At 49.4% G+C, this 24339-nt stretch carries 26 protein-coding genes; 13 read left to right on the top strand and 13 right to left on the bottom strand.

Annotated features, from left to right (window positions below):
* Position 1 precedes the first annotated feature (1 nt).
* The gene (locus WES_RS11975; RefSeq protein ID WP_016235192.1) at positions 2–1912 is read right to left on the bottom strand and encodes a DNA repair helicase YoaA; all 1911 of its coding nucleotides are present in this window, start codon (positions 1910–1912) and stop codon (positions 2–4) included.
* A gap of 131 nt (positions 1913–2043) precedes the next feature.
* Between WES_RS11975 and WES_RS11980 the strand changes: the two genes are divergently transcribed.
* Both WES_RS11980 and WES_RS11985 read left to right on the top strand, forming a co-directional pair.
* A complete protein-coding gene (locus tag WES_RS11980) occupies positions 2044–2388 on the top strand; it encodes a RidA family protein (protein WP_024165131.1) in 345 nt (114 codons plus the stop codon).
* Between the two features lie 441 nt (positions 2389–2829).
* Entirely contained in the window at positions 2830–3129 is a 300-nt protein-coding gene (locus tag WES_RS11985) for a DUF1889 family protein (protein WP_001111982.1), read from the top strand.
* Between the two features lie 185 nt (positions 3130–3314).
* Here the strand turns inward: WES_RS11985 and WES_RS11990 are convergent, their stop codons facing one another.
* Positions 3315–3494 (bottom strand): YoaH family protein, encoded by a 180-nt coding sequence (locus WES_RS11990; RefSeq protein WP_000457334.1) that lies wholly within the window; start codon positions 3492–3494, stop codon positions 3315–3317.
* 73 nt (positions 3495–3567) lie between these two features.
* Between WES_RS11990 and pabB the strand changes: the two genes are divergently transcribed.
* The 4 genes from pabB (at position 3568) to WES_RS12010 (ending at position 8787) form a co-directional block, all read left to right on the top strand.
* Complete coding sequence (gene pabB / locus WES_RS11995) at positions 3568–4929, top strand: aminodeoxychorismate synthase component 1 (protein WP_016158125.1); 1362 nt, start codon at positions 3568–3570, stop codon at positions 4927–4929.
* Positions 4930–4932: 3 nt separating this feature from the next.
* Positions 4933–5511: a CoA pyrophosphatase gene (locus WES_RS12000; RefSeq protein WP_000386575.1), complete on the top strand. Its 579-nt coding sequence runs from the start codon at positions 4933–4935 to the stop codon at positions 5509–5511.
* Positions 5512–5694: 183 nt separating this feature from the next.
* A complete protein-coding gene (gene sdaA, locus WES_RS12005) occupies positions 5695–7059 on the top strand; it encodes an L-serine ammonia-lyase (RefSeq protein WP_000624293.1) in 1365 nt (454 codons plus the stop codon).
* Positions 7060–7188: 129 nt separating this feature from the next.
* Positions 7189–8787: an EAL domain-containing protein gene (locus WES_RS12010; RefSeq protein ID WP_016235191.1), complete on the top strand. Its 1599-nt coding sequence runs from the start codon at positions 7189–7191 to the stop codon at positions 8785–8787.
* Between the two features lie 3 nt (positions 8788–8790).
* Here WES_RS12010 and yoaE read toward each other — a convergent pair whose 3' ends face one another.
* Entirely contained in the window at positions 8791–10347 is a 1557-nt protein-coding gene (gene yoaE / locus WES_RS12015) for a CNNM family cation transport protein YoaE (protein ID WP_016158121.1), read from the bottom strand.
* Positions 10335–10493, bottom strand: coding sequence for a protein YoaL (locus tag WES_RS24655; protein WP_272941839.1), 159 nt, complete (start codon positions 10491–10493; stop codon positions 10335–10337). The genes yoaE and WES_RS24655 overlap by 13 nt, the downstream gene beginning before the upstream one ends.
* A 316-nt stretch (positions 10494–10809) precedes the next feature.
* On the opposite strand from WES_RS24655, the gene manX reads away from it, so the two are divergent.
* The 5 genes from manX to mntP all read left to right on the top strand — a co-directional run bounded on the left by manX (position 10810) and on the right by mntP (position 15004).
* Positions 10810–11781, top strand: a complete 972-nt coding sequence (gene manX / locus WES_RS12020) for a PTS mannose transporter subunit IIAB (RefSeq protein WP_000150535.1) — start codon at positions 10810–10812, stop codon at positions 11779–11781.
* A 62-nt stretch (positions 11782–11843) separates the two neighbouring features.
* Entirely contained in the window at positions 11844–12644 is an 801-nt protein-coding gene (manY, locus tag WES_RS12025; RefSeq protein ID WP_000406930.1) for a PTS mannose transporter subunit IIC, read from the top strand.
* Between the two features lie 12 nt (positions 12645–12656).
* Positions 12657–13508 (top strand): PTS mannose transporter subunit IID, encoded by an 852-nt coding sequence (gene manZ, locus WES_RS12030; protein WP_001516270.1) that lies wholly within the window; start codon positions 12657–12659, stop codon positions 13506–13508.
* A gap of 54 nt (positions 13509–13562) precedes the next feature.
* Positions 13563–14021 (top strand): DUF986 family protein, encoded by a 459-nt coding sequence (locus WES_RS12035; RefSeq protein ID WP_016158120.1) that lies wholly within the window; start codon positions 13563–13565, stop codon positions 14019–14021.
* Between the two features lie 416 nt (positions 14022–14437).
* A complete protein-coding gene (gene mntP, locus WES_RS12040; protein WP_016235190.1) occupies positions 14438–15004 on the top strand; it encodes a manganese efflux pump MntP in 567 nt (188 codons plus the stop codon).
* On the opposite strand, the gene rlmA is transcribed toward mntP, so the two are convergent.
* From rlmA to mgrB, 5 genes are all read right to left on the bottom strand, one after another.
* On the bottom strand, positions 15001–15810 hold the full coding sequence (gene rlmA, locus WES_RS12045; protein WP_016158117.1) for a 23S rRNA (guanine(745)-N(1))-methyltransferase: 810 nt from the start codon (positions 15808–15810) through the stop codon (positions 15001–15003). The two genes, mntP and rlmA, sit on opposite strands and share 4 nt — an antisense overlap.
* 165 nt (positions 15811–15975) lie before the next feature.
* On the bottom strand, positions 15976–16185 hold the full coding sequence (gene cspE, locus WES_RS12050) for a transcription antiterminator/RNA stability regulator CspE (protein WP_001062678.1): 210 nt from the start codon (positions 16183–16185) through the stop codon (positions 15976–15978).
* Positions 16186–16224: 39 nt separating this feature from the next.
* The gene (locus WES_RS0121285) at positions 16225–16341 is read right to left on the bottom strand and encodes a DUF2627 domain-containing protein (protein WP_032141266.1); all 117 of its coding nucleotides are present in this window, start codon (positions 16339–16341) and stop codon (positions 16225–16227) included.
* A gap of 666 nt (positions 16342–17007) precedes the next feature.
* Positions 17008–17295 (bottom strand): YebO family protein, encoded by a 288-nt coding sequence (locus WES_RS12055; RefSeq protein ID WP_001006854.1) that lies wholly within the window; start codon positions 17293–17295, stop codon positions 17008–17010.
* Between the two features lie 74 nt (positions 17296–17369).
* Positions 17370–17513: a PhoP/PhoQ regulatory lipoprotein MgrB gene (gene mgrB, locus WES_RS0121275; RefSeq protein WP_000714530.1), complete on the bottom strand. Its 144-nt coding sequence runs from the start codon at positions 17511–17513 to the stop codon at positions 17370–17372.
* Between the two features lie 157 nt (positions 17514–17670).
* Here mgrB and WES_RS12060 point away from each other — a divergent pair, with 157 nt between their 5' ends.
* Positions 17671–17910: a YobH family protein gene (locus WES_RS12060; RefSeq protein WP_001211004.1), complete on the top strand. Its 240-nt coding sequence runs from the start codon at positions 17671–17673 to the stop codon at positions 17908–17910.
* A gap of 141 nt (positions 17911–18051) precedes the next feature.
* Here the strand turns inward: WES_RS12060 and kdgR are convergent, their stop codons facing one another.
* Positions 18052–18843, bottom strand: coding sequence for a DNA-binding transcriptional regulator KdgR (kdgR, locus tag WES_RS12065; protein ID WP_001262206.1), 792 nt, complete (start codon positions 18841–18843; stop codon positions 18052–18054).
* Positions 18844–19019: 176 nt separating this feature from the next.
* On the opposite strand from kdgR, the gene WES_RS12070 reads away from it, so the two are divergent.
* Complete coding sequence (locus WES_RS12070) at positions 19020–20393, top strand: MFS transporter (protein ID WP_016158116.1); 1374 nt, start codon at positions 19020–19022, stop codon at positions 20391–20393.
* 45 nt (positions 20394–20438) lie between these two features.
* Here the strand turns inward: WES_RS12070 and htpX are convergent, their stop codons facing one another.
* The 3 genes from htpX to proQ form a co-directional block, all read right to left on the bottom strand.
* Positions 20439–21320: a protease HtpX gene (gene htpX, locus WES_RS12075; protein WP_000984500.1), complete on the bottom strand. Its 882-nt coding sequence runs from the start codon at positions 21318–21320 to the stop codon at positions 20439–20441.
* 191 nt (positions 21321–21511) lie between these two features.
* Complete coding sequence (gene prc, locus WES_RS12080) at positions 21512–23560, bottom strand: carboxy terminal-processing peptidase (protein ID WP_001055792.1); 2049 nt, start codon at positions 23558–23560, stop codon at positions 21512–21514.
* Between the two features lie 19 nt (positions 23561–23579).
* Positions 23580–24278, bottom strand: a complete 699-nt coding sequence (gene proQ, locus WES_RS12085) for an RNA chaperone ProQ (RefSeq protein WP_000431380.1) — start codon at positions 24276–24278, stop codon at positions 23580–23582.
* Positions 24279–24339 lie beyond the last annotated feature (61 nt).

Raw genomic sequence — 24339 nt, 5'->3', positions numbered from 1 at the left:
ATTACCTGGAGGATGGTATCGCAAGGAAACGAACCGCACGAGCAATGTCACGGGTACGCGGTGCGGGCGGGAGGCTGGCGAGGAACGTCGCACCGTAAGGGCGCATCACCAGCCGATTGTCACAAATCACCAGCACGCCACGATCGTCGGCGTCGCGAATCAGTCGCCCTACTCCCTGTTTGAGAGTAATGACGGCATCTGGTAGTTGCACTTCATCGAACGGGTCGCCACCGCGCAAACGGCAATCTTCCATGCGCGCTTTTAACAGCGGGTCATCCGGTGAGGTAAACGGCAACTTGTCGATAATCACCAATGACAATGTATCGCCACGCACGTCCACCCCTTCCCAGAAACTGCTGGTCGCCACAAGAAGCGCGTTACCGGCACTGACAAATTGCTGCAACAGTTGCCCTTTGCTGGTTTCCCCCTGCAACAATACGGGAAGCGTCATGGTAGCGCGGAACTGCTCAGCCAGATCGCGCATCATGGCGTGCGAGGTACAAAGCATAAAGCAACGACCGTTGTTAGCTTCGATGATCGGTCGCAGCATTGCCGCCAGTTGCCGTGCACAACCCGGTTGATTGGTTTGCGGCAGGTTGCGCGGCACACAGAGTAACGCCTGGCGGCTGTAATCAAACGGGCTTGGCAATAGCAACGACTCCGCCTGTTCTATCCCAAGCCGCGAGGTGAAATGATGCAGATCGTCGTTCACCGACAGCGTTGCTGAGGTGAAGATCCAGCTACCGGGCTTTTGCGCCATTAACTCTTTGAATTTATCCGCCACGCTGAGCGGTGTGAGAGCCAGAGTAAAATGGCGCGAAGTGCATTCGTACCAGTAGCTGTAGCCCGGCTGATTGATCTCTTTTAGCCGCTTCAGCCGTGTACGATACAACGTGGCGCGCTCAAATGCCGCATCCAGCAAGGCGGAACGCCCCAGTGACAGTTTCGCCACGTCATAACAAAGTTCCAGGGTGTCATCGAGCAGTAAAAATGCCCGCTGAATTTGCGGATTAGCTAACAGCTCACGCAGGTTACCGCGATAACCTGGCTCACCGAGTTGCAGACGAAAATCCTGCGCACTCTGGGCAAGACGGTCAGCGCACTTTTGTAACTGCTGGGTGTCTTTTAATTCGGTGCGGTAGGCGATAGTGATGTCTTTTGCCAGGTCGAGCAGTTGTCTACTGGAGAGTGACTGACCAAAATACTGGCTGGCAATGTCCGGTAGCTGGTGGGCTTCGTCGAAGATCATGACGTCCGCTTCCGGGATCAACTCGCCAAATCCACTCTCTTTAACCACCATATCCGCCAGAAAGAGATGATGGTTTACCACCACCACATCGGCATCCATCGCTTTTTTGCGTGCTTTGACCACAAAGCAATCTTTATACATCGGGCAGTCGCTGCCGAGGCAGTTATCGTTGGTGCTGGTGACCAACGGCCACGCCTGTGAATCTTCCGCCACGCTAACGCAGGTGCTGATATCACCATCGACGGTTTGATTAGACCAGGAGCGTAGCAGGATCACATCGCTTAAAATTTGTACCGGCAGATCGCCGCCCGCCAGCGCCTGCTGTTCGAGACGTTCGAGGCAGAGATAGTTTGAGCGCCCTTTCAGCAACGCCATGTTGCCCGTGTATTTCAACGCCTTTGCCACCGTCGGCAAATCGCGGCTGTAGAGCTGATCCTGCAATGCTTTAGAGCCGGTCGAGATAATGACTTTCTTTTTCGCCCGCAGCGCAGGGGCAAGATAAGCGTAGGTTTTGCCTGTACCGGTTCCTGCTTCCACCACCAGCGGCTGGCCTTTTTCTATCGCCTGGGTGACGGCTACCGCCATCTGTCGCTGTGGTTCTCGCGGCTTAAAGCCTGGTATCGCTTTCGCCAGCTGACCGTCTGGTGCAAAATCGTCCGTCACACTACCCCCTGTTGATTTGAACAGGGATTATGTCAGGATGAGGGCGCTTTCGCCAGTTGAAGTGGTGACGGCGACCTCACATTGTGGCAGTCTTTGCAGCACGAAAATGGAAGGATAATGAGGACAAAATGATGACTATCGTTCGTATCGATGCTGAAGCCCGCTGGTCTGATGTAGTAATCCACAACAATACGCTCTACTACACTGGTGTACCGGAAAACCTCGACGCCGATGCCTTTGAGCAAACCGCCAACACGCTGGCGCAGATTGACGCCGTGCTGGAAAAACAGGGCAGCAATAAATCGAGCATTCTGGATGCCACCATTTTCCTGGCCGATAAAAACGACTTCGCGGCGATGAATAAAGCGTGGGATGCCTGGGTTGTCGCGGGTCATGCGCCGGTGCGCTGCACGGTACAAGCGGGTTTGATGAACCCGAAGTATAAAGTTGAAATTAAAATTATTGCGGCGGTCTAATTCCGGAAGATAATTATATCAAGGCAAAAATCACACGATAATTTATCGGAAAACTGGTCGATTATGAACAAATCGGCCAGTGCTTAAGATCTTACTTTAGATGGGTAGCACCCCGGCTGATAATTTATTTTTATGATTCCTATTGTATTTATACAAAAATGATATTAATCGCAAAAACCAAACCATTATGTTAATCACTCGATTAACTTACGCTGCTTTTCTTTCTTGTCCTTCATTACCTGAACAATCTGGCTGGGGCACTACGATTCGCTGTTAATTTTCGGCACATCACTAGATAACCCGCCATGACCTGCTACCTTTAAAATACCTGAATGTCAACAGGTTAACTAATGAGATATCGTTATAATCCTTTTGATATTAGGCGCAATTTAATGTCATATATAGCCTTATCGATCACGTGGTTAATTTAAGGACAAGAATATGCCTGCTGTAATAGATAAAGCCCTGGATTTTATTGGTGCCATGGATATATCAACACCAACCCCCAGCTCTATGAATGAAAGTACGGCGAAGGGAATATTTAAATATTTGAAAGAACTGGGAGTACCCGCAAGTGCCGCCGATATTACTGCGCGAGCCGAACAGGAAGGCTGGAATCCTGGATTCACGGAAAAAATGGTGGGATGGGCAAAAAAAATGGAGTCTGGTGAACGCGTGGTGATTAAAAATCCAGAATACTTCTCCTCTTATATGCAGGAAGAGCTCAAAGCACTGGTATAAGTTAAATCTCTACCAACAAAAATGAGCCAGGACGCTTTTTTATCACAGAAAAGCGTCCTTTTTTCTAACCATCAAAAACACTGCTTAATTCATTCAACCAGTACAGCCCCACAATTTTCTGGTTCAAACGCTACGGGCCAAATGGTTCGCTTGTCATAATGCGCCCTGTTAAAACCAACATAGTATTACTCGTCTTCATCCTCAAAACGCGCCACGATCCGCTCGCCGGAATGGTTGGCGCGTAACTCTTCGGCTACCAGTGCGATTGCCTGACCGCTGCTCATCCCCTGTGCCATCAGTTCCTGAATACGCTCAACGGCTTTTTGCTGCTGTTCATGGGTGAGTGAAGGTAAACCTGCAAACATTGTTAACTCCTGCTAAATTGTTGGCGCTAATTATTTCATGCTACCCGGCACATAGCCAGTAGAGTCAGGACTGATGAAGACGTTATCTCCCGCTGTGATTACTTTACCCTGGCGTCAGGACGCCGCTGAATTTTATTTTGCCCGCTTAAACCACCTGCCGTGGGCGATGCTTTTGCACTCTGGCTATGCCGATCATCCGTATAGCCGCTTTGATATTGTGGTGGCAGACCCGATTTGCACCTTAACAACTTACGGCAGTGAAACTGTTGTGTGTAAAGGAGAAACCCGCACAACAACCACTGACGATCCGTTAACAGTACTACAGCAGGCGCTGGAGCGTGCAAACATTCACCCGTCGCATAACGATGATTTGCCATTTCAGGGTGGCGCGCTGGGTTTATTTGGTTACGATCTGGGTCGCCGTTTTGAGTCACTGCCAGAAGTGGCGCAGAGAGATATCGACCTGCCTGATATGGCGGTAGGTATCTACGACTGGACACTGATTGTCGACCACCAGCGCCAGACTGTTTCTTTGCTGAGTCATGATGATGTCAATGCCCGTCTGGCCTGGCTGGAAAACCAGCAAATCACACCACAGGGCGATTTTGCACTAACCTCTGCCTGGCAATCTAATATGAACCGCGAACAGTATGGCGAAAAATTTCGTCAGGTGCAGGATTATCTGCACAGTGGCGACTGTTACCAGGTGAATCTCGCCCAGCGTTTTCAGGCTACCTATTGCGGTGATGAATGGCAGGCATTCGTTCAGCTTAATCAGGCCAATCACGCGCCGTTTAGTGCCTTCCTGCGCCTGGAACAAGGCACAATTTTAAGCCTCTCGCCAGAGCGTTTTATTCTTTGTGATGACGGTGAGATCCAGACCCGTCCGATTAAAGGCACACTGCCGCGTCTGCCCGATCCTCAGGAAGATAGCAAACAGGCAGAAAAACTGGCGAACTCGCCAAAAGATCGCGCTGAAAACCTGATGATTGTTGATTTAATGCGTAATGATATTGGTCGCGTTGCTGTGCCAGGTTCAGTCAAAGTGCCGGAACTGTTTGTGGTGGAACCTTTTCCCGCTGTGCACCACCTGGTGAGCACCATTACGGCTCAACTACCTGAACAACTTCATGCCAGCAATCTGCTGCGCGCGGCTTTTCCCGGAGGCTCAATCACCGGAGCACCGAAAGTACGGGCAATGGAAATTATCGATGAACTGGAACCGCAGCGACGCAACGCCTGGTGCGGAAGCATTGGCTATTTGAGCTTCTGTGGCAATATGGATACCAGCATCACCATCCGCACGCTGACTGCCATTAACGGTCAAATTTACTGTTCTGCGGGCGGCGGTATTGTCGCCGATAGTCAGGAAGAAGCGGAATATCAGGAAACTTTTGATAAAGTTAATAGGATATTACGCCAACTGGAGAAGTAAGACGTGGACTACCGTAGCCTGACGCTTGATGATTTTTTATCGCGCTTTCAACTTTTGCGCCCGCAAATAAACCGGGAAACCTTAAATCATCGTCAGGCTGCCGTGTTAATCCCCATCGTTCGCCGATCGCAGCCGGGGTTATTGCTCACACAGCGTTCTATTCATCTGCGCAAACACGCCGGACAGGTGGCGTTTCCTGGTGGTGCTGTCGATGACACTGATGTGTCAGTGATCGCCGCCGCGCTGCGCGAAGCTGAAGAAGAGGTCGCTATTCCCCCTTCCGCCGTAGAAGTTATCGGTGTGCTGCCGCCTGTCGATAGCGTAACTGGCTACCAGGTAACGCCAGTGGTCGGCATTATCCCGCCTGATTTACCTTATCGCGCCAGTGAAGATGAAGTTTCCGCAGTGTTTGAAATGCCGCTCGCCCAGGCATTACATCTGGGTCGTTATCACCCGTTAGATATCTACCGCCGTGGTGATTCACATCGGGTATGGCTTTCCTGGTACGAACAGTATTTTGTATGGGGAATGACCGCAGGCATAATTCGTGAGCTGGCGCTGCAAATTGGTGTGAAATCCTGACTATACTTATCTTTACATCTACAAAACACTACTTGAGACAATCATCGCAATATTAGTTAAATCGCGGTTTTTGATTAGTTTAATTCATGTGAATAGTTAAGCCTGTCGCCGCGTTCCCTCTTACACTATGCGTTGTTATTAGTTCGTTACTGGAAGTCCAGTCACCTTGTCAGGAGTATTATCGTGATTAGTCTATTCGACATGTTTAAGGTGGGGATTGGCCCCTCATCTTCCCATACCGTAGGGCCTATGAAGGCAGGTAAACAGTTCGTCGATGATCTGGTCGAAAAAGGCTTACTGGATAGCGTTACCCGCGTTGCCGTGGACGTTTATGGTTCACTGTCGCTGACGGGTAAAGGCCACCATACCGATATCGCCATTATTATGGGTCTTGCAGGTAACGAACCTGCCACCGTGGATATCGACAGTATTCCCGGTTTTATTCGCGACGTAGAAGAGCGCGAACGCCTGCTGCTGGCGCAGGGTCGGCATGAAGTGGATTTTCCGCGTGACAACGGAATGCGTTTTCATAACGGCAACCTGCCGTTGCATGAAAACGGTATGCAAATCCACGCTTATAACGGCGATGAAGTCGTCTACAGCAAAACTTATTATTCCATCGGCGGCGGCTTTATCGTCGATGAAGAACATTTTGGTCAGGATGCCGCAAACGACGTGAGCGTGCCGTATCCGTTCAAATCCGCCACCGAGCTGCTGGCGTACTGCAATGAAACCGGCTATTCCCTTTCCGGCCTGGCAATGCAAAACGAACTGGCGCTGCACAGCAAAAAAGAGATCGATGAATATTTTGCTCATGTCTGGCAAACCATGCAGGCATGTATTGATCGCGGGATGAATACCGAAGGCGTATTGCCTGGCCCGCTGCGTGTTCCGCGCCGTGCGTCTGCCCTGCGCCGGATGCTGGTTTCCAGCGATAAACTGTCTAACGATCCGATGAATGTCATCGACTGGGTAAATATGTTTGCGCTGGCGGTAAACGAAGAAAACGCTGCGGGTGGTCGAGTGGTAACTGCACCAACCAACGGTGCGTGTGGCATCGTTCCGGCAGTGCTGGCTTACTATGACCACTTTATTGAATCGGTCAGCCCGGACATCTATACCCGCTATTTTATGGCGGCCGGGGCAATTGGCGCTTTGTATAAAATGAACGCCTCTATTTCCGGTGCTGAAGTAGGTTGTCAGGGCGAAGTGGGTGTTGCCTGTTCAATGGCTGCTGCGGGTCTTGCAGAACTGTTGGGCGGTAGCCCGGAACAGGTTTGCGTGGCGGCGGAAATTGGCATGGAACACAACCTTGGTCTGACTTGTGACCCGGTTGCGGGTCAGGTTCAGGTGCCGTGCATTGAACGTAACGCCATTGCCTCTGTGAAAGCGATCAATGCCGCACGCATGGCCTTACGCCGCACCAGTGCACCGCGCGTCTCGCTGGATAAGGTCATCGAGACAATGTACGAAACGGGTAAAGACATGAACGCCAAATACCGTGAAACCTCTCGCGGCGGTCTGGCAATTAAAGTCCAGTGTGACTAATACTTTTCTTTCGCCCATCTGCAACGGATGGGCGAATTTCTCCCGCTTTCTCGTCTGCTGTAAATTTCCCCACTACACTTCCACTGTTGCGTCAGGCGTTTGTTGCCATGCGCTTACAGGGCGGCCCGCATGCAAAAAGCACAACGGATCATTAAAACCTATCGCCGTAATCGAATGATTGTTTGTACAATTTGCGCACTCTTTACGCTTGTGGCGACACTAAGCGTGCGGTTTATTTCACAGCGTAACTTAAATCAACAGCGGGTGATCCTCTTCGCCAATCACGCTGTTGAAGAGCTGGATAAAGTCTTACAACCCCTTCAGGAAGGACGCGAGCTTTTACTTCCGTTGATTGGCCTCCCGTGCTCAGTTACTCATTTGCCTCTACGCAAGCAGGCCGCCAAACTGCAAACCGTGCGTTCTATTGGCCTGGTTCAAAACGGTACGCTCTATTGCTCCAGTATCTTTGGCTATCGAAATGTCCCTGTTCATGATATCCAGGCCGATTTGCCTGCCCCACAGGCTCTTCTGCGTCTTACCACCGATCGCGTGTTGATTAAAGGTAGCCCAGTGCTGATCCAGTGGTATCCCTCGCCATCACATAGCGGTGATGGCGTTCTGGAGATGATCAACATTGAGCTATTGACGACGATGTTGCTGGAACCGCAGTTGCCGCAAATCAGAAACGCCAGCCTGACGGTGGCCGATCGCCATTTACTCTATAATGACGGCCTGGTTGATTCTTTACCTCCGCTTAATGGCAATGAGCGTTACCAGGTTTCATCGCAGAATTTTCCTTTTACCATTAGCGTCAGCGGACCTGGTGCGACGGAACTGGCGTTGCACCATCTTCCCAGCCAGCTCCCGCTGGCGGTACTGTTGAGTTTACTGGTGGGTTATGTTGCATGGCTGGCAACCGCACACAGAATGAGTTTTTCGCGCGAAATTAATCTTGGCCTCGCGCAACATGAGTTCGAGCTATTCTGTCAACCTTTACTAAACGCACGTAGTCAGCAATGTATTGGCGTAGAGATATTGCTGCGCTGGAATAATCCTCGTCAGGGTTGGATCTCGCCGGATGTGTTTATCCCTATTGCGGAAGAACATCACCTGATAGCGCCGCTTACCCGTTATGTGATGATGGAAACCATCCGTCAAATCCACGTTTTTCCAATGAGCAGCCAGTTTCACATTGGGATCAACGTCGCTCCCAGCCATTTTCGCCGTGGCGTGCTGTTGAAAGATCTTAATCAGTACTGGTTCAGTGCTCACCCGATTCAGCAACTTATCCTTGAAATAACCGAGCGCGATGCCCTACTGGATGTTGATTATCGGATTGCCCGCGAACTGCATCGTAAAAACGTCAAACTGGCGATTGATGATTTCGGCACCGGCAACAGTTCGTTTTCCTGGCTGGAAACGTTACGCCCTGACGTCCTGAAAATTGATAAGTCATTCACCGCTGCAATTGGTTCAGACGCGGTTAACTCGACGGTAACCGATATCATCATTGCGTTGGGGCAAAGGCTGAATATTGAACTGGTGGCGGAGGGCGTAGAAACGCAAGAACAGGCAAAATATTTACGCCGTCATGGGGTGCATATTTTACAAGGGTATTTGTACGCGCAACCAATGCCGCTGCGTGATTTCCCAAAATGGCTGGCGGGCAGCCAACCGCCGCCCGCCCGGCATAATGGACATATCACGCCCGTTATGCCATTTCGTTAATGATTATTCGTCTTCGTCGTGCGCCAGTTGCTCTTTAACAATGCGAACCAGATCAACACGATAATCGTTAGCTTCAACAATGGTGATATGCAACTGCCCTACGTTAATCACATCGCCAGCACGCGGGATGTGACCATTTGCAGAAATCACCAGGCCTGCGACCGTCGCGATATCATCGTCATCGGCAAGGTGCTCAACATCAAGCGCCTGCTGTAAGGCGTGGAGGTCTGTACCACCTTTTACCAGCCAACCGTCGCCGTCGGTAATAATTTCCGGCGTTTCATCAGCGTCCGGGAACTCACCGGCAATGGCTTCCAGCACATCCAGAGGCGTAACCAGACCTTGCACCACACCAAACTCGTTGGTAACGATAACAAAACTACCGCGAGCACGACGCAGCACGCCCAACAGGTTGATCGGATCGAGGGTTTCCGGAACGATAATCGCCGGAGACGCCGAAGCAATCGCCGCTACATCAACGCCCTCTTCCAGTGCCACCAGCAATTCTTTCGCACGCACGATGCCGATGATTTCATCCAGTTCACCGCGACATACCGGGAACAGGCTATGTGGCGAAGAAAGCAACTGCTCACGGATTTCATCGACACTAAGGTTAGCGTCAACCCAGCTGATTTCGCCGCGCGGCGTCATAATTCCGCGCAGAGAGCGCGACGCCAGTGTCAGTACACCGTTAATCATGTATCGCTCTTCTTCGGCAAACGCGCCTTCCGGCACGGGAATCGGCATCGGGTTATCCGCATCATGCTGAACATTCGCCTGACGTTTACCGCCCATCAAACGCAGGATGGCATCGGCAGTACGTGCACGCAGCGGTAAAGTCGACTGGTGACGAATAAAGTTACGGCGCGCAATTTGGTTAAATACTTCGATAATGATCGAGAAGCCAATCGCGGCATACAGGTAACCTTTCGGAATGTGGAAACCAAAACCTTCTGCTACCAGACTCAGACCAATCATTAACAGGAAGCTCAGACAGAGCACCACTACCGTTGGATGCTGGTTAACGAATCGCGTCAGCGGCTTCGACGCCAGTAACATGACCGCCATTGCAATCACCACCGCCGCCATCATCACCGGCAGATGGTTGACCATCCCTACTGCAGTAATCACCGCATCCAGCGAAAAGACGGCATCGAGGATGACAATCTGTGTTACGACCACCCAGAAACTGGCATAGCCTTTGCCATGACCAGAATCATGATCGCGGTTTTCCAGCCGTTCATGCAGCTCCGTTGTCGCTTTAAACAGCAAGAATATCCCCCCGAACAACATAATCAGATCGCGGCCGGAGAAGGAAAAATCCATCACGGTAAATAGCGGTTTGGTCAGGGTGACCATCCATGAAATCAGCGATAACAGTCCCAGACGCATGATCAGCGCCAGCGACAGCCCCAACAAACGTGCTTTATCACGTTGTTTTGGCGGCAGTTTATCGGCAAGAATGGCGATAAAAACCAGGTTATCGATACCCAACACGATTTCAAGAACGACAAGCGTGAGTAGCCCCGCCCAAATCGAGGGGTCCATTAAGAATTCCATGACAAGCTCCTGCTTAAGGAATAGCTATTCGGCGCCAGAAATAATGCAGGCGTAACGACAAAATGCAAACAAAAGGTGCGGCAAAAAATGCCAGAAAGGCAGGCGCTGAAAGGCCTGATGCTGAAATGACGTCGGTGACGATCCATACTGCGGGCTGCTGCCCCATACTCCTTGATTGTTAAACGGGAGTTAAACATATCAGAGAGAACTCTGATTTGGCAAAGATTTACCTTCCTTTGCAAACGAATGTAACGAGGATATTTTACCTTTCGGAATTTTGCTAATCCAAAGTTAAATTACGGATCTTCATCACATAAAATATTTTTTTCGCTATCTAAAATAAATCGCGAAACGCAGGGGTTTTTGGTTGTAACCCTTATCTGAATCGATTCGATTGTGGACGACGATTCAAAAAATACATCTGGCACGTTGAGGTGTTAACAATAATAAAGGAGGTAGCAAGTGACCATTGCTATTGTTATAGGCACACATGGTTGGGCTGCAGAGCAGTTGCTTAAAACGGCAGAGATGCTGTTAGGCGAGCAGGAAAACGTCGGCTGGATCGATTTCGTTCCAGGTGAAAATGCCGAGACGCTGATCGAAAAGTACAACGCTCAGTTGGCAAAACTCGACACCACTAAAGGCGTGCTGTTTCTCGTTGATACATGGGGCGGCAGCCCGTTCAATGCTGCCAGCCGTATTGTCGTCGACAAAGAGCATTATGAAGTGATCGCAGGCGTTAACATTCCAATGCTGGTGGAGACGTTAATGGCCCGTGATGATGACCCAGGCTTTGATGAACTGGTGGCGCTGGCTGTAGAAACAGGCCGTGAAGGCGTGAAAGCACTGAAAGCCAAACCGGTTGAAAAATCCGCACCAGCGCCCGCTGCCGCAGCACCAAAAGCGGCTCCCGCTCCTGCAAAACCAATGGGACCAAATGACTACATGGTTATTGGCCTTGCGCGTATCGACGATCGTCTGATTCACGGTCAGGTCGCTACCCGCTGGACTAAAGAAACCAATGTCTCCCGTATTATCGTTGTTAGTGATGAAGTGGCTGCGGATACCGTTCGTAAGACACTGCTCACCCAGGTTGCACCTCCGGGCGTAACAGCACACGTGGTTGATGTTGCCAAGATGATCCGCGTCTACAACAACCCGAAATATGCTGGCGAACGTGTAATGCTGTTATTCACCAACCCGACAGATGTTGAGCGCCTCGTTGAAGGCGGCGTGAAAATTACCTCTGTTAACGTTGGCGGCATGGCATTCCGTCAGGGAAAAACCCAGGTGAATAACGCGGTTTCGGTTGATGAAAAAGATATCGAAGCGTTCAAAAAACTGAATGCGCGTGGTATCGAGCTGGAAGTCCGTAAGGTTTCCACCGATCCGAAACTGAAAATGATGGATCTGATCAGCAAAATCGATAAGTAACGTATTGTGTTGATTATCACTCAGTTTTCACACTTAAGTCTTACGTAAACAGGAGAAGTACAATGGAGATTACCACTCTTCAAATTGTGCTGGTATTTATCGTAGCCTGTATCGCAGGTATGGGATCAATCCTCGATGAATTTCAGTTTCACCGTCCGCTAATCGCCTGTACCCTGGTGGGTATTGTTCTTGGCGATATGAAAACCGGTATTATTATCGGTGGTACTCTGGAAATGATCGCGCTTGGCTGGATGAATATCGGTGCCGCAGTTGCGCCTGATGCAGCTCTGGCTTCCATCATTTCTACCATTCTGGTTATCGCCGGTCATCAGAGCATCGGTGCTGGTATCGCGCTGGCAATCCCGCTGGCCGCTGCGGGCCAGGTGCTGACCATCATCGTTCGTACCATCACCGTTGCTTTCCAGCACGCTGCGGATAAGGCGGCTGATAATGGCAATCTGACGGCAATTTCCTGGATCCACGTTTCTTCTCTGTTCCTGCAAGCGATGCGTGTGGCTATCCCAGCCGTGATTGTTGCGCTGTCTGTAGGCACCAGTGAAGTTCAGAACATGCTGAACGCCATTCCGGAAGTGGTGACTAATGGTCTGAATATCGCCGGTGGCATGATCGTGGTGGTTGGTTATGCAATGGTTATCAACATGATGCGTGCAGGCTACCTGATGCCGTTCTTCTACCTCGGCTTCGTAACCGCCGCATTCACCAACTTTAACCTGGTTGCTCTGGGTGTGATTGGTACTGTTATGGCAGTGCTCTACATCCAACTTAGCCCGAAATATAACCGCGTAGCCGGTGCGCCTGTTCAGGCTGCTGGTAACAACGATCTCGATAACGAACTGGACTAACAGGTGAGCGAAATGGTTGATACAACTAAAACTACCACCGAGAAAAAACTCACTCCGAGTGATATTCGTGGCGTCTTCCTGCGTTCTAACCTTTTCCAGGGTTCATGGAACTTCGAACGTATGCAGGCACTGGGTTTCTGCTTCTCTATGGTTCCGGCGATTCGTCGCCTCTACCCTGAGAACAACGATGCCCGTAAACAGGCGATTAAACGTCACCTCGAATTCTTTAACACCCAACCGTTTGTGGCGGCGCCAATCCTCGGCGTAACCCTGGCGCTGGAAGAACAGCGTGCTAACGGCGCAGAGATCGACGACGGTGCTATCAACGGTATCAAAGTAGGTCTGATGGGGCCGCTGGCAGGCGTGGGCGACCCAATATTCTGGGGTACGGTACGTCCGGTATTCGCGGCGCTGGGTGCCGGGATCGCGATGAGCGGCAGCCTGTTAGGTCCGCTGCTGTTCTTTATCCTGTTTAACCTGGTACGTCTGGCAACCCGTTACTACGGCGTAGCGTATGGTTACTCCAAAGGTATCGATATCGTTAAAGATATGGGTGGCGGCTTCCTGCAAAAACTGACGGAAGGGGCGTCTATTCTCGGCCTGTTTGTCATGGGGGCATTGGTTAACAAGTGGACACATGTCAACATCCCGCTGGTTGTCTCTCGCATCACCGACCAGACGGGTAAAGAGCACGTTACCACTGTTCAGACCATTCTTGACCAGTTAATGCCAGGCCTGGTGCCGCTGTTGCTGACCTTCGCCTGTATGTGGCTGCTGCGCAAAAAAGTTAACCCTCTGTGGATCATCGTTGGCTTCTTCGTCATCGGTATCGCTGGTTACGCTTGCGGCCTGCTGGGACTGTAATACTGTTGTACACTACCGGGGCCTATTGGCCCCGTTTTTTTATCTGGAGGATTAATGACAATCACGGATCTGGTACTGATTCTGTTCATCACCGCACTACTTGCCTTTGCGATATACGATCAGTTCATCATGCCCCGACGCAACGGCCCCACCCTGCTGGCAATTCCTTTGCTCCGGCGCGGTCGCATAGATAGCGTTATCTTCGTCGGGCTGATTGTCATTCTTATCTATAACAATGTGACCAACCATGGCGCACAAATAACCACCTGGTTATTAAGTACACTGGCGCTAATGGGCTTTTATATTTTCTGGATCCGGGTTCCGAAAATCATTTTTAAACAGCAAGGTTTTTTCTTCGCCAATGTCTGGATTGAATATCGCCGAATTAAAGCGATGAACTTATCGGAAGATGGCGTACTGGTTATGCAATTAGAACTGCGCCGTTTGTTAATCCGCGTTCGAAATATCGACGATCTGGAAAAGATTTATAAACTTCTCGTGTCTACTCAATAAGTTATAGATTTAGCCGAAGCTATGTTTAGTGTATTCTTAATAACCAGACATAGCTTCGGCTATATTATCCATTCCCTTATTTGTTATTTATTTTAACGTTTTATTGATATATAAATCTAAATGAAAATCGTTATCAATAATGCAATGAAATAATATATCCCAACAGTTGTTTTATATTCTCAATATATGTTAAGGTTGCGCCCTCATTTGGGGAGTAGCCGATTTCCAGACTCCGGAAATGTACGTGTCAACATACTCGTTGCAAAACGTGGCACGTACGGACTGAACACCTTCAGTCAGGCGAGACCATATGCACATCAATCGCTATGCCTGCATGGGCGCTTCTTGTCGTTCATGTGTGCATGTTTGCTGGGGGCGGTGATGTGTTTTATGGATACCCCGGTCAGGACGTTGTCATGAATATCACTGCTACTGTTCTTCTTGCGTTTGGTATGTCGATGGATGCATTTGCTGCATCAATCGGTAAAGGTGCCACCCTCCATAAACCGAAATTTTCTGAAGCGTTGCGAACCGGCCTTATTTTTGGTGCTGTCGAAACCCTGACGCCGCTGATCGGCTGGGGAATGGGCATGTTAGCCAGCCGTTTTGTTCTCGAGTGGAACCACTGGATTGCGTTTGTACTGCTGATATTTCTCGGCGGGCGAATGATTATTGAGGGTTTTCGTGGTGGAGACGATGAGGATGAAGAACCGCGTCGTCGTCACGGTTTCTGGTTGCTGGTAACTACCGCAATTGCCACCAGTCTGGATGCCATGGCGGTTGGTGTTGGTCTGGCCTTCCTGCAAGTTAATATTATTGCTACTGCTCTGGCGATTGGCTGCGCCACCTTGATCATGTCAACATTAGGTATGATGGTGGGTCGCTTTATCGGTTCAATTATTGGGAAAAAAGCGGAAATTCTTGGCGGGCTGGTGCTTATTGGCATTGGCGCCCAGATCCTCTGGACGCACTACCACGGCTAATTTGTTCGTTGCCAGACGTGAATATTAAAGTCCGTCTGGCAATCAAATTCTTCTTTTGCCGCCAGCGTTTGCCAGACTTCTGGCTTGGCGCGCCAGGCAAACGGAGTCATCTGTAACAACGCAATGGCCTCATCTCCACGCAGGCGCATCGGATAACACAATTCATCGCTCTGCTGTAATGTAAAACCTTCCAGTTGTTCCGTATGGGGCGCATGTAGATGTACTTCGTCGTAAATCAGCCCCTTCAGCTCCATTAAATGCCGTGGTCCCGGGGTAGCGGTAATGACCCATCCTCCCGGTTTGACCACGCGCGCTAATTCTTCTGCTTTGCACGGCGCGTAGATACGGACAATGGCATCCATACTGGTATCAGAAAACGGCAGACGGTGGCTGGAAGCGACACAAAAGGTAACCTGCTGATAACGTTTCGCCGCAGCTTTAATCGCAACCTTAGAGACATCCAGACCAAAAGTAGTCACACCCGGCAATGCCTCAGCAAAAGCATGAGTGTAATACCCTTCCCCACAGCCAATATCCAGTATTGCCGTTGCGTGCTCATCAAGACAAGCACACAATTGAGCGACTATCGCATCACGAAGCGGCTGATAATGGCCGGCATCTAAAAATGTGCGCCGCGCTTGCATCATTTCCGCACTGTCGCCCGGATCGCGGGATCGTTTATGCTGAACGGGCAGCAAATTAACATATCCCTCTTTCGCCATATCAAATTGATGCCGTTGGGGACAGATATAGCTGTTTTTTTCAAGCGATAGCGGCTGATGACAAAGTGGACAGGAAAACGACATGACAACTCCGGCAGGATACTAAAGGCCGCAAGTGTAACGCGAATTGCGCGTCGGGCAAATATCCGCAGGCAAGAGCGTGAATAAAACAAAGTAAAAAGCCTCGCATTTGGACGAGGCTTTATAGCGAGATTGAAGCGCGTTTACACTTCAGATCAGTGGTTTCGATCAGATTGCTGTTACGTTAACAGCTGCCGGACCTTTCTGGCCGTCCTGAATTTCGAACTCAACGTTCTGGCCTTCGGCCAGAGTTTTGAAGCCATTACCCTGAATAGCGGAAAAGTGTACGAATACATCTTTGCTGCCATCAGCCGGAGTAATGAAGCCAAAACCTTTAGACTCGTTGAACCACTTAACCTGACCTTTAATCTTTGCCATTTGAAAAATTCCTTAGATTGTTTTCTTCGCCCGCAGGCATTACAGAGATAAAACTGACACATTACTGCATGAGGCACTAATATAAGGCTCGGCAGAGAAGCGGTATTCAACGACAACGTGTTTACTCAGGACTTCTTTACTGAAAATGCCACACATAAACAGAACTGTACCTCGTTTAACCCGAAACTGTTATCACATACAACGTTAATTATGGCAAGCCATTTTTAAACATGTCTCGATCAGCCGCACAAATCTCGATACGCCTTCCACTTTTTTGCACATTTATGCAACGGAATACGTGCCGATATATCGATGCACTTAACCATACCATTACAAACAGATACTTGACCTGATGCAGTTTCTAACATAGTTCAATAAGTTCAGTTCTTCCAGAGCAGCACTACAACTTATTACGCAATGCGAGCGATATCACTTTTTATGATATATAACGAATAAAATATTATATAAATTCACCTCACAAAACAGTCAGTTAACAACAAACACGAACACAATGAAGAAACTATACTGAAGGCATATTATTATTTTAAAATAAGAAAAATTGATGAATTACTAAAAAGTGAGAAGAGAAACGTTTCGCTAATAAACAATACCGCGATTGATCACTATTCCGATGTAAACATCCCAATGACTTAGTGAGGTAAATATCTTTTTCTGATATCGATATTATGAAATAAATAACACGATAAATAATTGAAGTCAGACCAGAGTATTAATTTGAATCAATTGCACCACTATAGTGCATATATGAATGATAAGATGAGTAACCCGTCAGCACCTGGGTTACTCAAATTTGAGGAAGAATTACCGTTCAGCTACCAGACGGATGATATCGTCATCTTCAGCCGCTTTTTGGTTCTCAGCAGCACTGGCATTCGTTTTTTCAGGTTCGCTTGCTTCGCACAAACGACGTAACAGCGCATTTTGCCGTTTTTGCTGATCCAGCAATGCCTCGAGAAGTTCAATCTGTTCGTTAGTCCGTGAACTGGCACGGTTGATGAAAAACCACAAGATGAGCCCAATAGCGAGAACAACCACCGATACAACCAAAGACGCAATGTTCATCACGCCTGAATTTACAACTTCGTTCATTTCACCACCTCTAAGTAGAGGCGCCATTCTACCACTGCTACACAGGAAGGAAATCTACTGTTGAAAAAATGATATCACCATGGGATAAATTGATTGATGGTACAAATTCCGTTGAAAAATTGTACATCCTGATCGCACATCATATTGAATACCTGCGCCCATAGCAGCAAGCAAGCCAGCACAGCGACAACCAGAACGCCCCATCGAAACTTTTTCACTCCAGTCTCCGTTTAAACTACCTTATGTCATTAAACTATCATGCGTTAGTTAAACAGCGCCTAACTATGTCGATATTCGTGCTTTTTCGGAACTATACGCTTGCTTCAGCCCATATTACCGCTACGATTAGGCGAACAAAAAAGAGAAGAGGTCATAATGCGATTCATTATTCGCACAATTATGTTGATAGCACTGGTATGGACAGGATTATTACTAAGCGGATATGGCGTTCTGATTGGAAGCAAGGAAAATGCCGCAGGGTTAGGTTTGCAATGTTCCTATCTGACCGCCAGAGGCACCAGCACGGTACAATATCTGCACACTAAAAGTGGGCTTTTCGGGATAACAGACTGCCCGCTGTTACGTAAAAGCAATAACGTTGTAGATAATGGTTAAAGGCATAAGTAACTACTTAAACCGAAGATAAAAAGCACATTCATCGCCATAGCGTACTATGTTACGCCATTTGTAACTTTATTTAACCCACGCGAAATACAGAACCTGTCTGAATATTATACAGACAGGTTCTTCCTCTAATCAGAACGGATAGTCGTGATACCCCATTTGAGAGGAAATTTTACGCGCCGCCGTATGCAGCATAGTCACGTACTCCTGCAAACGCTCCTCAGAAAAACGCAGGGTCGGGAAGGAAATACTCAAACCAGCAATAACCACGCCAAAGCGGTCAAATACCGGAACTGCGATACAGCGCAGTCCCTCTTCCTGCTCTTCGTTATCTTCGCCATAACCTTGCTCGCGCACCTGATCCAACACCGGTAATAACGCTTCCGTGCTGGTAATGGTACGATCGGTACTGCGCTTATACTCAACGCCCTCAAGGATTTGCTTCACTTCATCACGATCGCGCCAGGCCAGCAAGACTTTACCAATCGCAGTACTGTAAAGCGGATTACGACGACCAACCCGTGAATACATGCGCAAATTGTACATAGAGTCAATTTTGTGGATGTAAACAATGCTGTCTTCATCCAGCGCACCAAGGTGGATGGTCTCTTTGGTCAGGCGGGAAAGCTCACGCATCTGGATATCTGCGCTACGAATGAGATCAACATTTTGTAACGCCCGGGCGCCCAGTTCAAACAATTTTAGCGTCAGCGAATATTTCTCCGACTCCCCTTCCTGCGCCACATAGCCCAGGGTTTTCATGGTCTGTAAAAAGCGATAAACGGTGCTTTTTGACATCATGACGCGCTGTGACAGCTCGGTTATCCCTATTTCGCGCTCTTCGCCCAGCGCCTGCAGAATGCCAAAAACTTTCAGTACAGAAGATACAGAATCAGGCTGTTTATCCAGATCTGCGTTAGCCATTTATCACCTCATTGCGAGTGTTTTATAAAAATCAGAACTGTTTTTTATTATAATTTCGTGCCTGGGTGGTCGCAATCCATCTTTTTCCGGTTAGTTACAATTCTGCGACATCCGCAGTGAATATCAGTGCTAGAATCATAACCCTGTTGATTATTACCAAAAGATATAAAATTCCTATGCCAAAAGTTCAGGCCGATGGTCTGCCGTTGCCTCAGCGATACGGCGCGATTTTGACCATTATTATTGGTATTTCGATGGCGGTCCTCGACGGCGCTATCGCCAACGTCGCCTTACCAACAATCGCCACAGACCTTCATGCCACGCCAGCCAGCTCAATCTGGGTAGTGAACGCCTATCAAATCGCCATTGTTGTCTCTCTGCTCTCATTCTCGTTTCTGGGAGATATGTTTGGCTACCGACGCATTTATAAATGCGGTCTGGTGGTTTTTCTGTTGTCTTCGCTGTTCTGCGCCCTTTCTGATTCGCTGCAAATGCTCACCCTGGCGCGCGTCATACAAGGTTTCGGCGGCGCAGCACTGATGAGCGTCAATACTGCACTTATCCGCCTGATCTACCCGCAGCGTTTTCTGGGTAGGGGGATGGGTATTAACTCGTTTATTGTCGCCGTCTCCTCGGCTGCTGGTCCGACAATTGCAGCGGCAATTCTTTCCTTTGCTTCCTGGAAATGGTTATTTTTAATCAACGTGCCGTTGGGTATTATCGCTCTGCTTCTGGCAATGCGTTTTCTGCCACCTAATGGTTCTCGCTCCAGTAAGCCGCGTTTTGATCTGCCCAGCGCCGTGATGAACGCGTTAACCTTCGGCCTGCTTATTACTGCGTTGAGTGGTTTCGCTCAGGGGCAATCGCTGACGTTGATTGCTGCGGAATTGGCGGTAATGGTTATCGTGGGTATTTTCTTTATTCGCCGCCAGCTTGCTCTTCCCGTACCGCTGCTACCGGTGGATTTACTGCGCATTCCGCTGTTTTCACTTTCTATTTGCACATCTATTTGCTCTTTCTGCGCACAGATGTTGGCAATGGTTTCCCTGCCCTTTTACCTGCAAACCGTGCTTGGGCGCAGTGAAGTAGAAACGGGTTTACTCCTGACGCCGTGGCCGTTAGCTACCATGGTGATGGCACCGCTGGCAGGCTATCTGATAGAACGCGTACATGCAGGATTACTTGGTGCTTTGGGATTGTTCATTATGGCTGCGGGTCTGTTTTCACTGGTTCTGCTGCCCGCTTCTCCTGCGGATATCAACATTATCTGGCCAATGGTCTTATGCGGCGCCGGATTTGGCTTATTCCAGTCACCCAATAACCACACCATCATCACCTCCGCCCCTCGCGAACGTAGCGGTGGTGCCAGTGGCATGTTAGGCACTGCTCGTCTGCTTGGTCAGAGTAGCGGCGCGGCTCTGGTGGCTCTGATGTTAAATCAGTTTGGCGATAATGGTACGCACGTCTCGCTGATGACTGCGGCTATTCTGGCCGTGATTGCTGCTTGCGTCAGTGGGTTACGGATTACCCAGCCACGATCCCAGGCATAAAAAAAGCGCGTCGACCAGGACGCGCTTTTTAGCATTTACTTCATATTACTTCAGATATTCACCCGTGCGCAGAGCTTCAATACGTTTATCCAGCGGCGGGTGAGTCATGAACAGCTCACTCAGCGATTTCGATTTACCATTAATGCAGAAAGCCATCATGCTGGTTGCTTCTTGCGGCTCATAGCTGGTTTTCAGGCGCTGCAGCGCGGCAATCATTTTTTCACGCCCAACCAGTTTGGCAGACCCCGCATCGGCGTGGAATTCACGATGACGCGAGAACCACATGGTAATAATGCTCGCCAGAATACCAAATACCAGCTCCAGCACCGTCGCGACTGCAAAATAGATCAGAGGGTTGCCGTTGCTCTCTTCACCTTCGTCACGGTTACCGCCCATAAAGCCAGCAGCCAGTTGCGCGAGAATACGAGAAATAAAGATAACGAAGGTGTTCACCACGCCCTGAATCAGCGTCATCGTGACCATATCACCATTGGCAATGTGGCTGATTTCGTGAGCGATTACTGCCTCGGCTTCATCCGGGCTCATGTTTTGCAGCAAACCGGTGCTGACCGCAACCAGAGAGGCATCACGGCGCGCACCGGTTGCAAAGGCGTTGATATCCGGCGCATGGTAGATAGCCACTTGCGGCATAGCAATCCCAGCCTGACGCGCCTGGGTTGCAACAGTATTGATCAGCCAACGTTCCCTTTCGTTACGCGGTTGCTCGATCACTTCCCCGCCAACAGATCGTAATGCCATCCATTTGGACATCAGAAGCGAAACGAAGGAACCACCAAAACCGAACAGCAAGGCCATAATCATCAGCCCCTGAACGCTGCTCGACTGTATCCCTGTCAGGCTCAGTACCAGCCCGAAAACGACCATCACGGCCAGGTTCGTTAGCAGGAAGAGCGCGATTCGCATCATAATTTTCTTTTTACCTCAGTTTAACAAAACGCAATATGCGATACCCACATCGTATGGGCTACGTGACTATTTTCAAGTCCGGATAGCGCGTAAGTCACCAGAAAGACACAACTTTACATTTTGTAGCATCTGATTTACGGCATCTTGCCACTGTTAAAAAATCAGGCACAATTTCTTGTGCCTGATTGATGTTACTTGACGGGAGCAGGCTGTTCCGCAGGTCTGGCTTTTTCCAGACGCGCTAAATCAAGCGCGATGTTTACTGTTTCATCCAGATACGGATCTGGCTCCTTGTAATCTTTTGGCAGATCGTCCAGTTTCTTCAACTCCGGTTTTCCTTCGCGTTTAAAGCGATCGTTCAACCGCGCCAGACGCGTCGCATCGTCTTCGTTATTCTCTTTTTCACGCACAGCGTAATTCAGAGAAACGATGTTGCGTTTGTCCTTCATGGCGTTGAAGCGAGCGATATCCTTCATGATGTTCTGGAACTCAGGATCCTTCGCAATACGCGCATTATGTTCCTTCAGCAACTCCGGTTCAAACGCCGTTAAGTCTCCTGATTTCACATAGGTTGCAGCGTCAATGCTATCCCACGGCAGCGCGTTATCTTCGAATTTCTCACCGGTTTCCGTCTCTTCATTGCCCGTAGGCATGATGATATCTGGCGTTACGCCTTTACGTTGCGTACTGCCGCCGTTAACGCGATAGAATTTCTGGATTGTGTACTGTACTGAACCCAGCGCCGGCCATTCAGGACGTAACATCTGATCGTAGATGCGGTTCAGAGAACGATACTGCTGGACTGTGCCTTTACCGAATGTCGGCTCACCCACAACCAGCGCGCGACCGTAATCCTGCATGGCAGCAGCAAAGATTTCCGAAGCCGAAGCACTGAAACGGTCAACCAGCACCACCAACGGGCCTTTATAGAAAACCTGACCGTCGTTATCGCTATCTTCGCGAACCTTGCCGTTGTTATCACGAACCTGCACAATCGGACCGGAAGGAATAAACAGCCCTGAGAGCGATACAGCTTCAGTCAGCGCCCCACCACCGTTACTACGCAGGTCGATAATGACACTGCTGACATTTTGTTTTTCCAGTTTCTGCAGTTGAACTTTGACATCGTCCGTCAAGCCAACATAGAAGCCCGGAATATCCAGCACACCGACTTTTTCTTTGCCGACAGTCTTCACAGACATTTTAACTGCACGGTCTTCCAGACGAATGCGCTCACGCGTCAGCGTTACTGTCCGGGTCTTGGTTCCTTTACCCGCAGGTAAAATTTCCAGACGAACCTTACTGCCTTTCGGCCCTTTGATTAAGGCAACGACATCATCAAGACGCCAGCCAATCACATCAACCATCGGTTTACCGGTTTGTCCGACACCGACAATTTTGTCACCAACGCTGATAGCTTTACTCTTCGCTGCCGGCCCACCCGCCACCATTGAATTGATAACGGTGTAGTCATCATCCATTTGCAGCACTGCGCCAATACCTTCCAGCGACAAACTCATTTCAGTATTGAACTGTTCGGTATTGCGCGGAGAAAGGTAGTTGGTATGCGGGTCGATTTCGCGTGCAAACGCTGTCATTGCCAGCGAGAAAACATCTTCGCTGTTGGTTTGCGCCAGACGACGAATAGCAAATTTGTAGCGGCGAGTCAGGGTTTCACGAATTTCTTTATCCGTCTTTCCCGTTAGCTTCAGACTTAACTCGTCGAATTTGACTTTGCTGTCCCACAGCGCGTTCAACTCGGCCTCGTTTTTCGGCCAGGGCGCTTTGCTGCGGTCAAGGTTATAAGTGTCGTTGCCGGTGAAATCCATCGGCTTTTCCAGTACCGACAACGCATACTGGTAACGTTCAAAACGGCGTTTTTGCGCCAGATTGTAGAGATCGTAGAAAACGTCGAGTTTGCCTGAACGCAGTTCATCGCCCAACTCGGTTTTCTTTTTCGCGAACTGTTCAACATCGCTTGCCAACAGCACATTGTGGCTGTAATCAAGCAAATTCAGGTAGCGGTCAAAGATTTTGGCCGAGAACGCCTGATCGAGATCGAACTGACGATAATGGGAACGGGTGAAGCGCGACGTTACGCGCTCACTCACAGTCGCATGCTGCGTCTCTTCCTTTAATACCGGAATTTGATCAGCACGCGTAATATCTTCTACAGCGAAGGTCTGGCCTGCTATTGCAAGCAGGCCAGCTAACGCGGTAAGCCTAAAAAACATGTTCATGCCTGGCCCGGCCTCCGTTTCAGAACACCAGGTGTTCTGCGCGCACAATCAAAGACATACCCGAATTCAGTTGGACGCGGACGCCGTCTTTGGTGATTTCTAATACGGTGGCATCCATCGCGTTTTGACCAGCTTTCACCTTCAGGGCTTGTCCGACAGTCAGAGCTGAAATGTCAGAAACCGGGGTATGCTGTTCTTCGCGAGGTGCTTTTACTGTTTTTGGCGCTTTCTCAGCCGGTTTTTGCGCGCGAGGTTTGCGCTCGGCGCCTTCTTTACGGCGTTGCGCGGCAGGACGTGGTTTACGTTCGCGGCGCGGTGCATCTTCTTTCTCACCAGAAGCTGCGGCAGCTTCGCGTTTTTTCGCTTGCTGTTCAGCACGCTGAGCCTGAACGCGTGCTTTCGCTTCTTCAAGCTGTTTGCGAGCATGTTCTACATGCTGCTCGTCCAGCTCACCGCATGGGTTGCCGTCAAGATCGACACGCGTTGCGCCGGGTTTAACACCGTAAAGGTAACGCCAGCTCGAAGTGTAGAGACGTAAAGCAGATCGCAGTTGCGTTTTGCTCAGGTTCATTTCCCCGGCAACACGATCGACCAAATCCTGAAAAATACCGATTTTCAGCGGACGCGCTTCACCTTCCGCACTGAAACAGTGGGGAAAACGTTCGGCCAGAAACGCGATTACTTCTTTACTGCTATTCAACTTAGGTTGATTTTCCATGAAATTTCCTGATTACAACGGACGTAGCCAACAAGCGCAGGCATGAACAGGCGTCATTATA

The sequence above is a fragment of the Escherichia sp. KTE31 genome (assembly GCF_000407925.1).
Taxonomy (GTDB): Bacteria; Pseudomonadota; Gammaproteobacteria; order Enterobacterales; family Enterobacteriaceae; genus Escherichia; species Escherichia ruysiae.
The sequence above is the reverse complement of the archived record's forward strand: the minus strand, read 5'-3'. Positions and strand labels throughout refer to the sequence as shown.

Bases quoted from the DNA above. Each gene is read 5' to 3' on its own strand.
- pabB (WP_016158125.1), top strand. From the start codon at position 3,568: ATGAAGACGTTATCTCCCGCTGTGATTACTTTACCCTGGCGTCAGGAC.
- WES_RS11990 (WP_000457334.1), bottom strand. From the start codon at position 3,494: ATGTTTGCAGGTTTACCTTCACTCACCCATGAACAGCAGCAAAAAGCC.
- htpX (WP_000984500.1), bottom strand. From the start codon at position 21,320: ATGATGCGAATCGCGCTCTTCCTGCTAACGAACCTGGCCGTGATGGTC.
- prc (WP_001055792.1), bottom strand. From the start codon at position 23,560: ATGAACATGTTTTTTAGGCTTACCGCGTTAGCTGGCCTGCTTGCAATA.
- manY (WP_000406930.1), top strand. From the start codon at position 11,844: ATGGAGATTACCACTCTTCAAATTGTGCTGGTATTTATCGTAGCCTGT.
- WES_RS0121285 (WP_032141266.1), bottom strand. From the start codon at position 16,341: ATGTGTGGCATTTTCAGTAAAGAAGTCCTGAGTAAACACGTTGTCGTT.
- mntP (WP_016235190.1), top strand. From the start codon at position 14,438: ATGAATATCACTGCTACTGTTCTTCTTGCGTTTGGTATGTCGATGGAT.
- WES_RS12055 (WP_001006854.1), bottom strand. From the start codon at position 17,295: ATGAACGAAGTTGTAAATTCAGGCGTGATGAACATTGCGTCTTTGGTT.
- yoaE (WP_016158121.1), bottom strand. From the start codon at position 10,347: ATGGAATTCTTAATGGACCCCTCGATTTGGGCGGGGCTACTCACGCTT.
- manZ (WP_001516270.1), top strand. From the start codon at position 12,657: ATGGTTGATACAACTAAAACTACCACCGAGAAAAAACTCACTCCGAGT.
- WES_RS11985 (WP_001111982.1), top strand. From the start codon at position 2,830: ATGCCTGCTGTAATAGATAAAGCCCTGGATTTTATTGGTGCCATGGAT.
- WES_RS12010 (WP_016235191.1), top strand. From the start codon at position 7,189: ATGCAAAAAGCACAACGGATCATTAAAACCTATCGCCGTAATCGAATG.
- WES_RS24655 (WP_272941839.1), bottom strand. From the start codon at position 10,493: ATGGATCGTCACCGACGTCATTTCAGCATCAGGCCTTTCAGCGCCTGC.
- cspE (WP_001062678.1), bottom strand. From the start codon at position 16,185: ATGGCAAAGATTAAAGGTCAGGTTAAGTGGTTCAACGAGTCTAAAGGT.
- WES_RS12060 (WP_001211004.1), top strand. From the start codon at position 17,671: ATGCGATTCATTATTCGCACAATTATGTTGATAGCACTGGTATGGACA.
- rlmA (WP_016158117.1), bottom strand. From the start codon at position 15,810: ATGTCGTTTTCCTGTCCACTTTGTCATCAGCCGCTATCGCTTGAAAAA.
- WES_RS12070 (WP_016158116.1), top strand. From the start codon at position 19,020: ATGCCAAAAGTTCAGGCCGATGGTCTGCCGTTGCCTCAGCGATACGGC.
- WES_RS12035 (WP_016158120.1), top strand. From the start codon at position 13,563: ATGACAATCACGGATCTGGTACTGATTCTGTTCATCACCGCACTACTT.
- kdgR (WP_001262206.1), bottom strand. From the start codon at position 18,843: ATGGCTAACGCAGATCTGGATAAACAGCCTGATTCTGTATCTTCTGTA.
- WES_RS11980 (WP_024165131.1), top strand. From the start codon at position 2,044: ATGACTATCGTTCGTATCGATGCTGAAGCCCGCTGGTCTGATGTAGTA.
- proQ (WP_000431380.1), bottom strand. From the start codon at position 24,278: ATGGAAAATCAACCTAAGTTGAATAGCAGTAAAGAAGTAATCGCGTTT.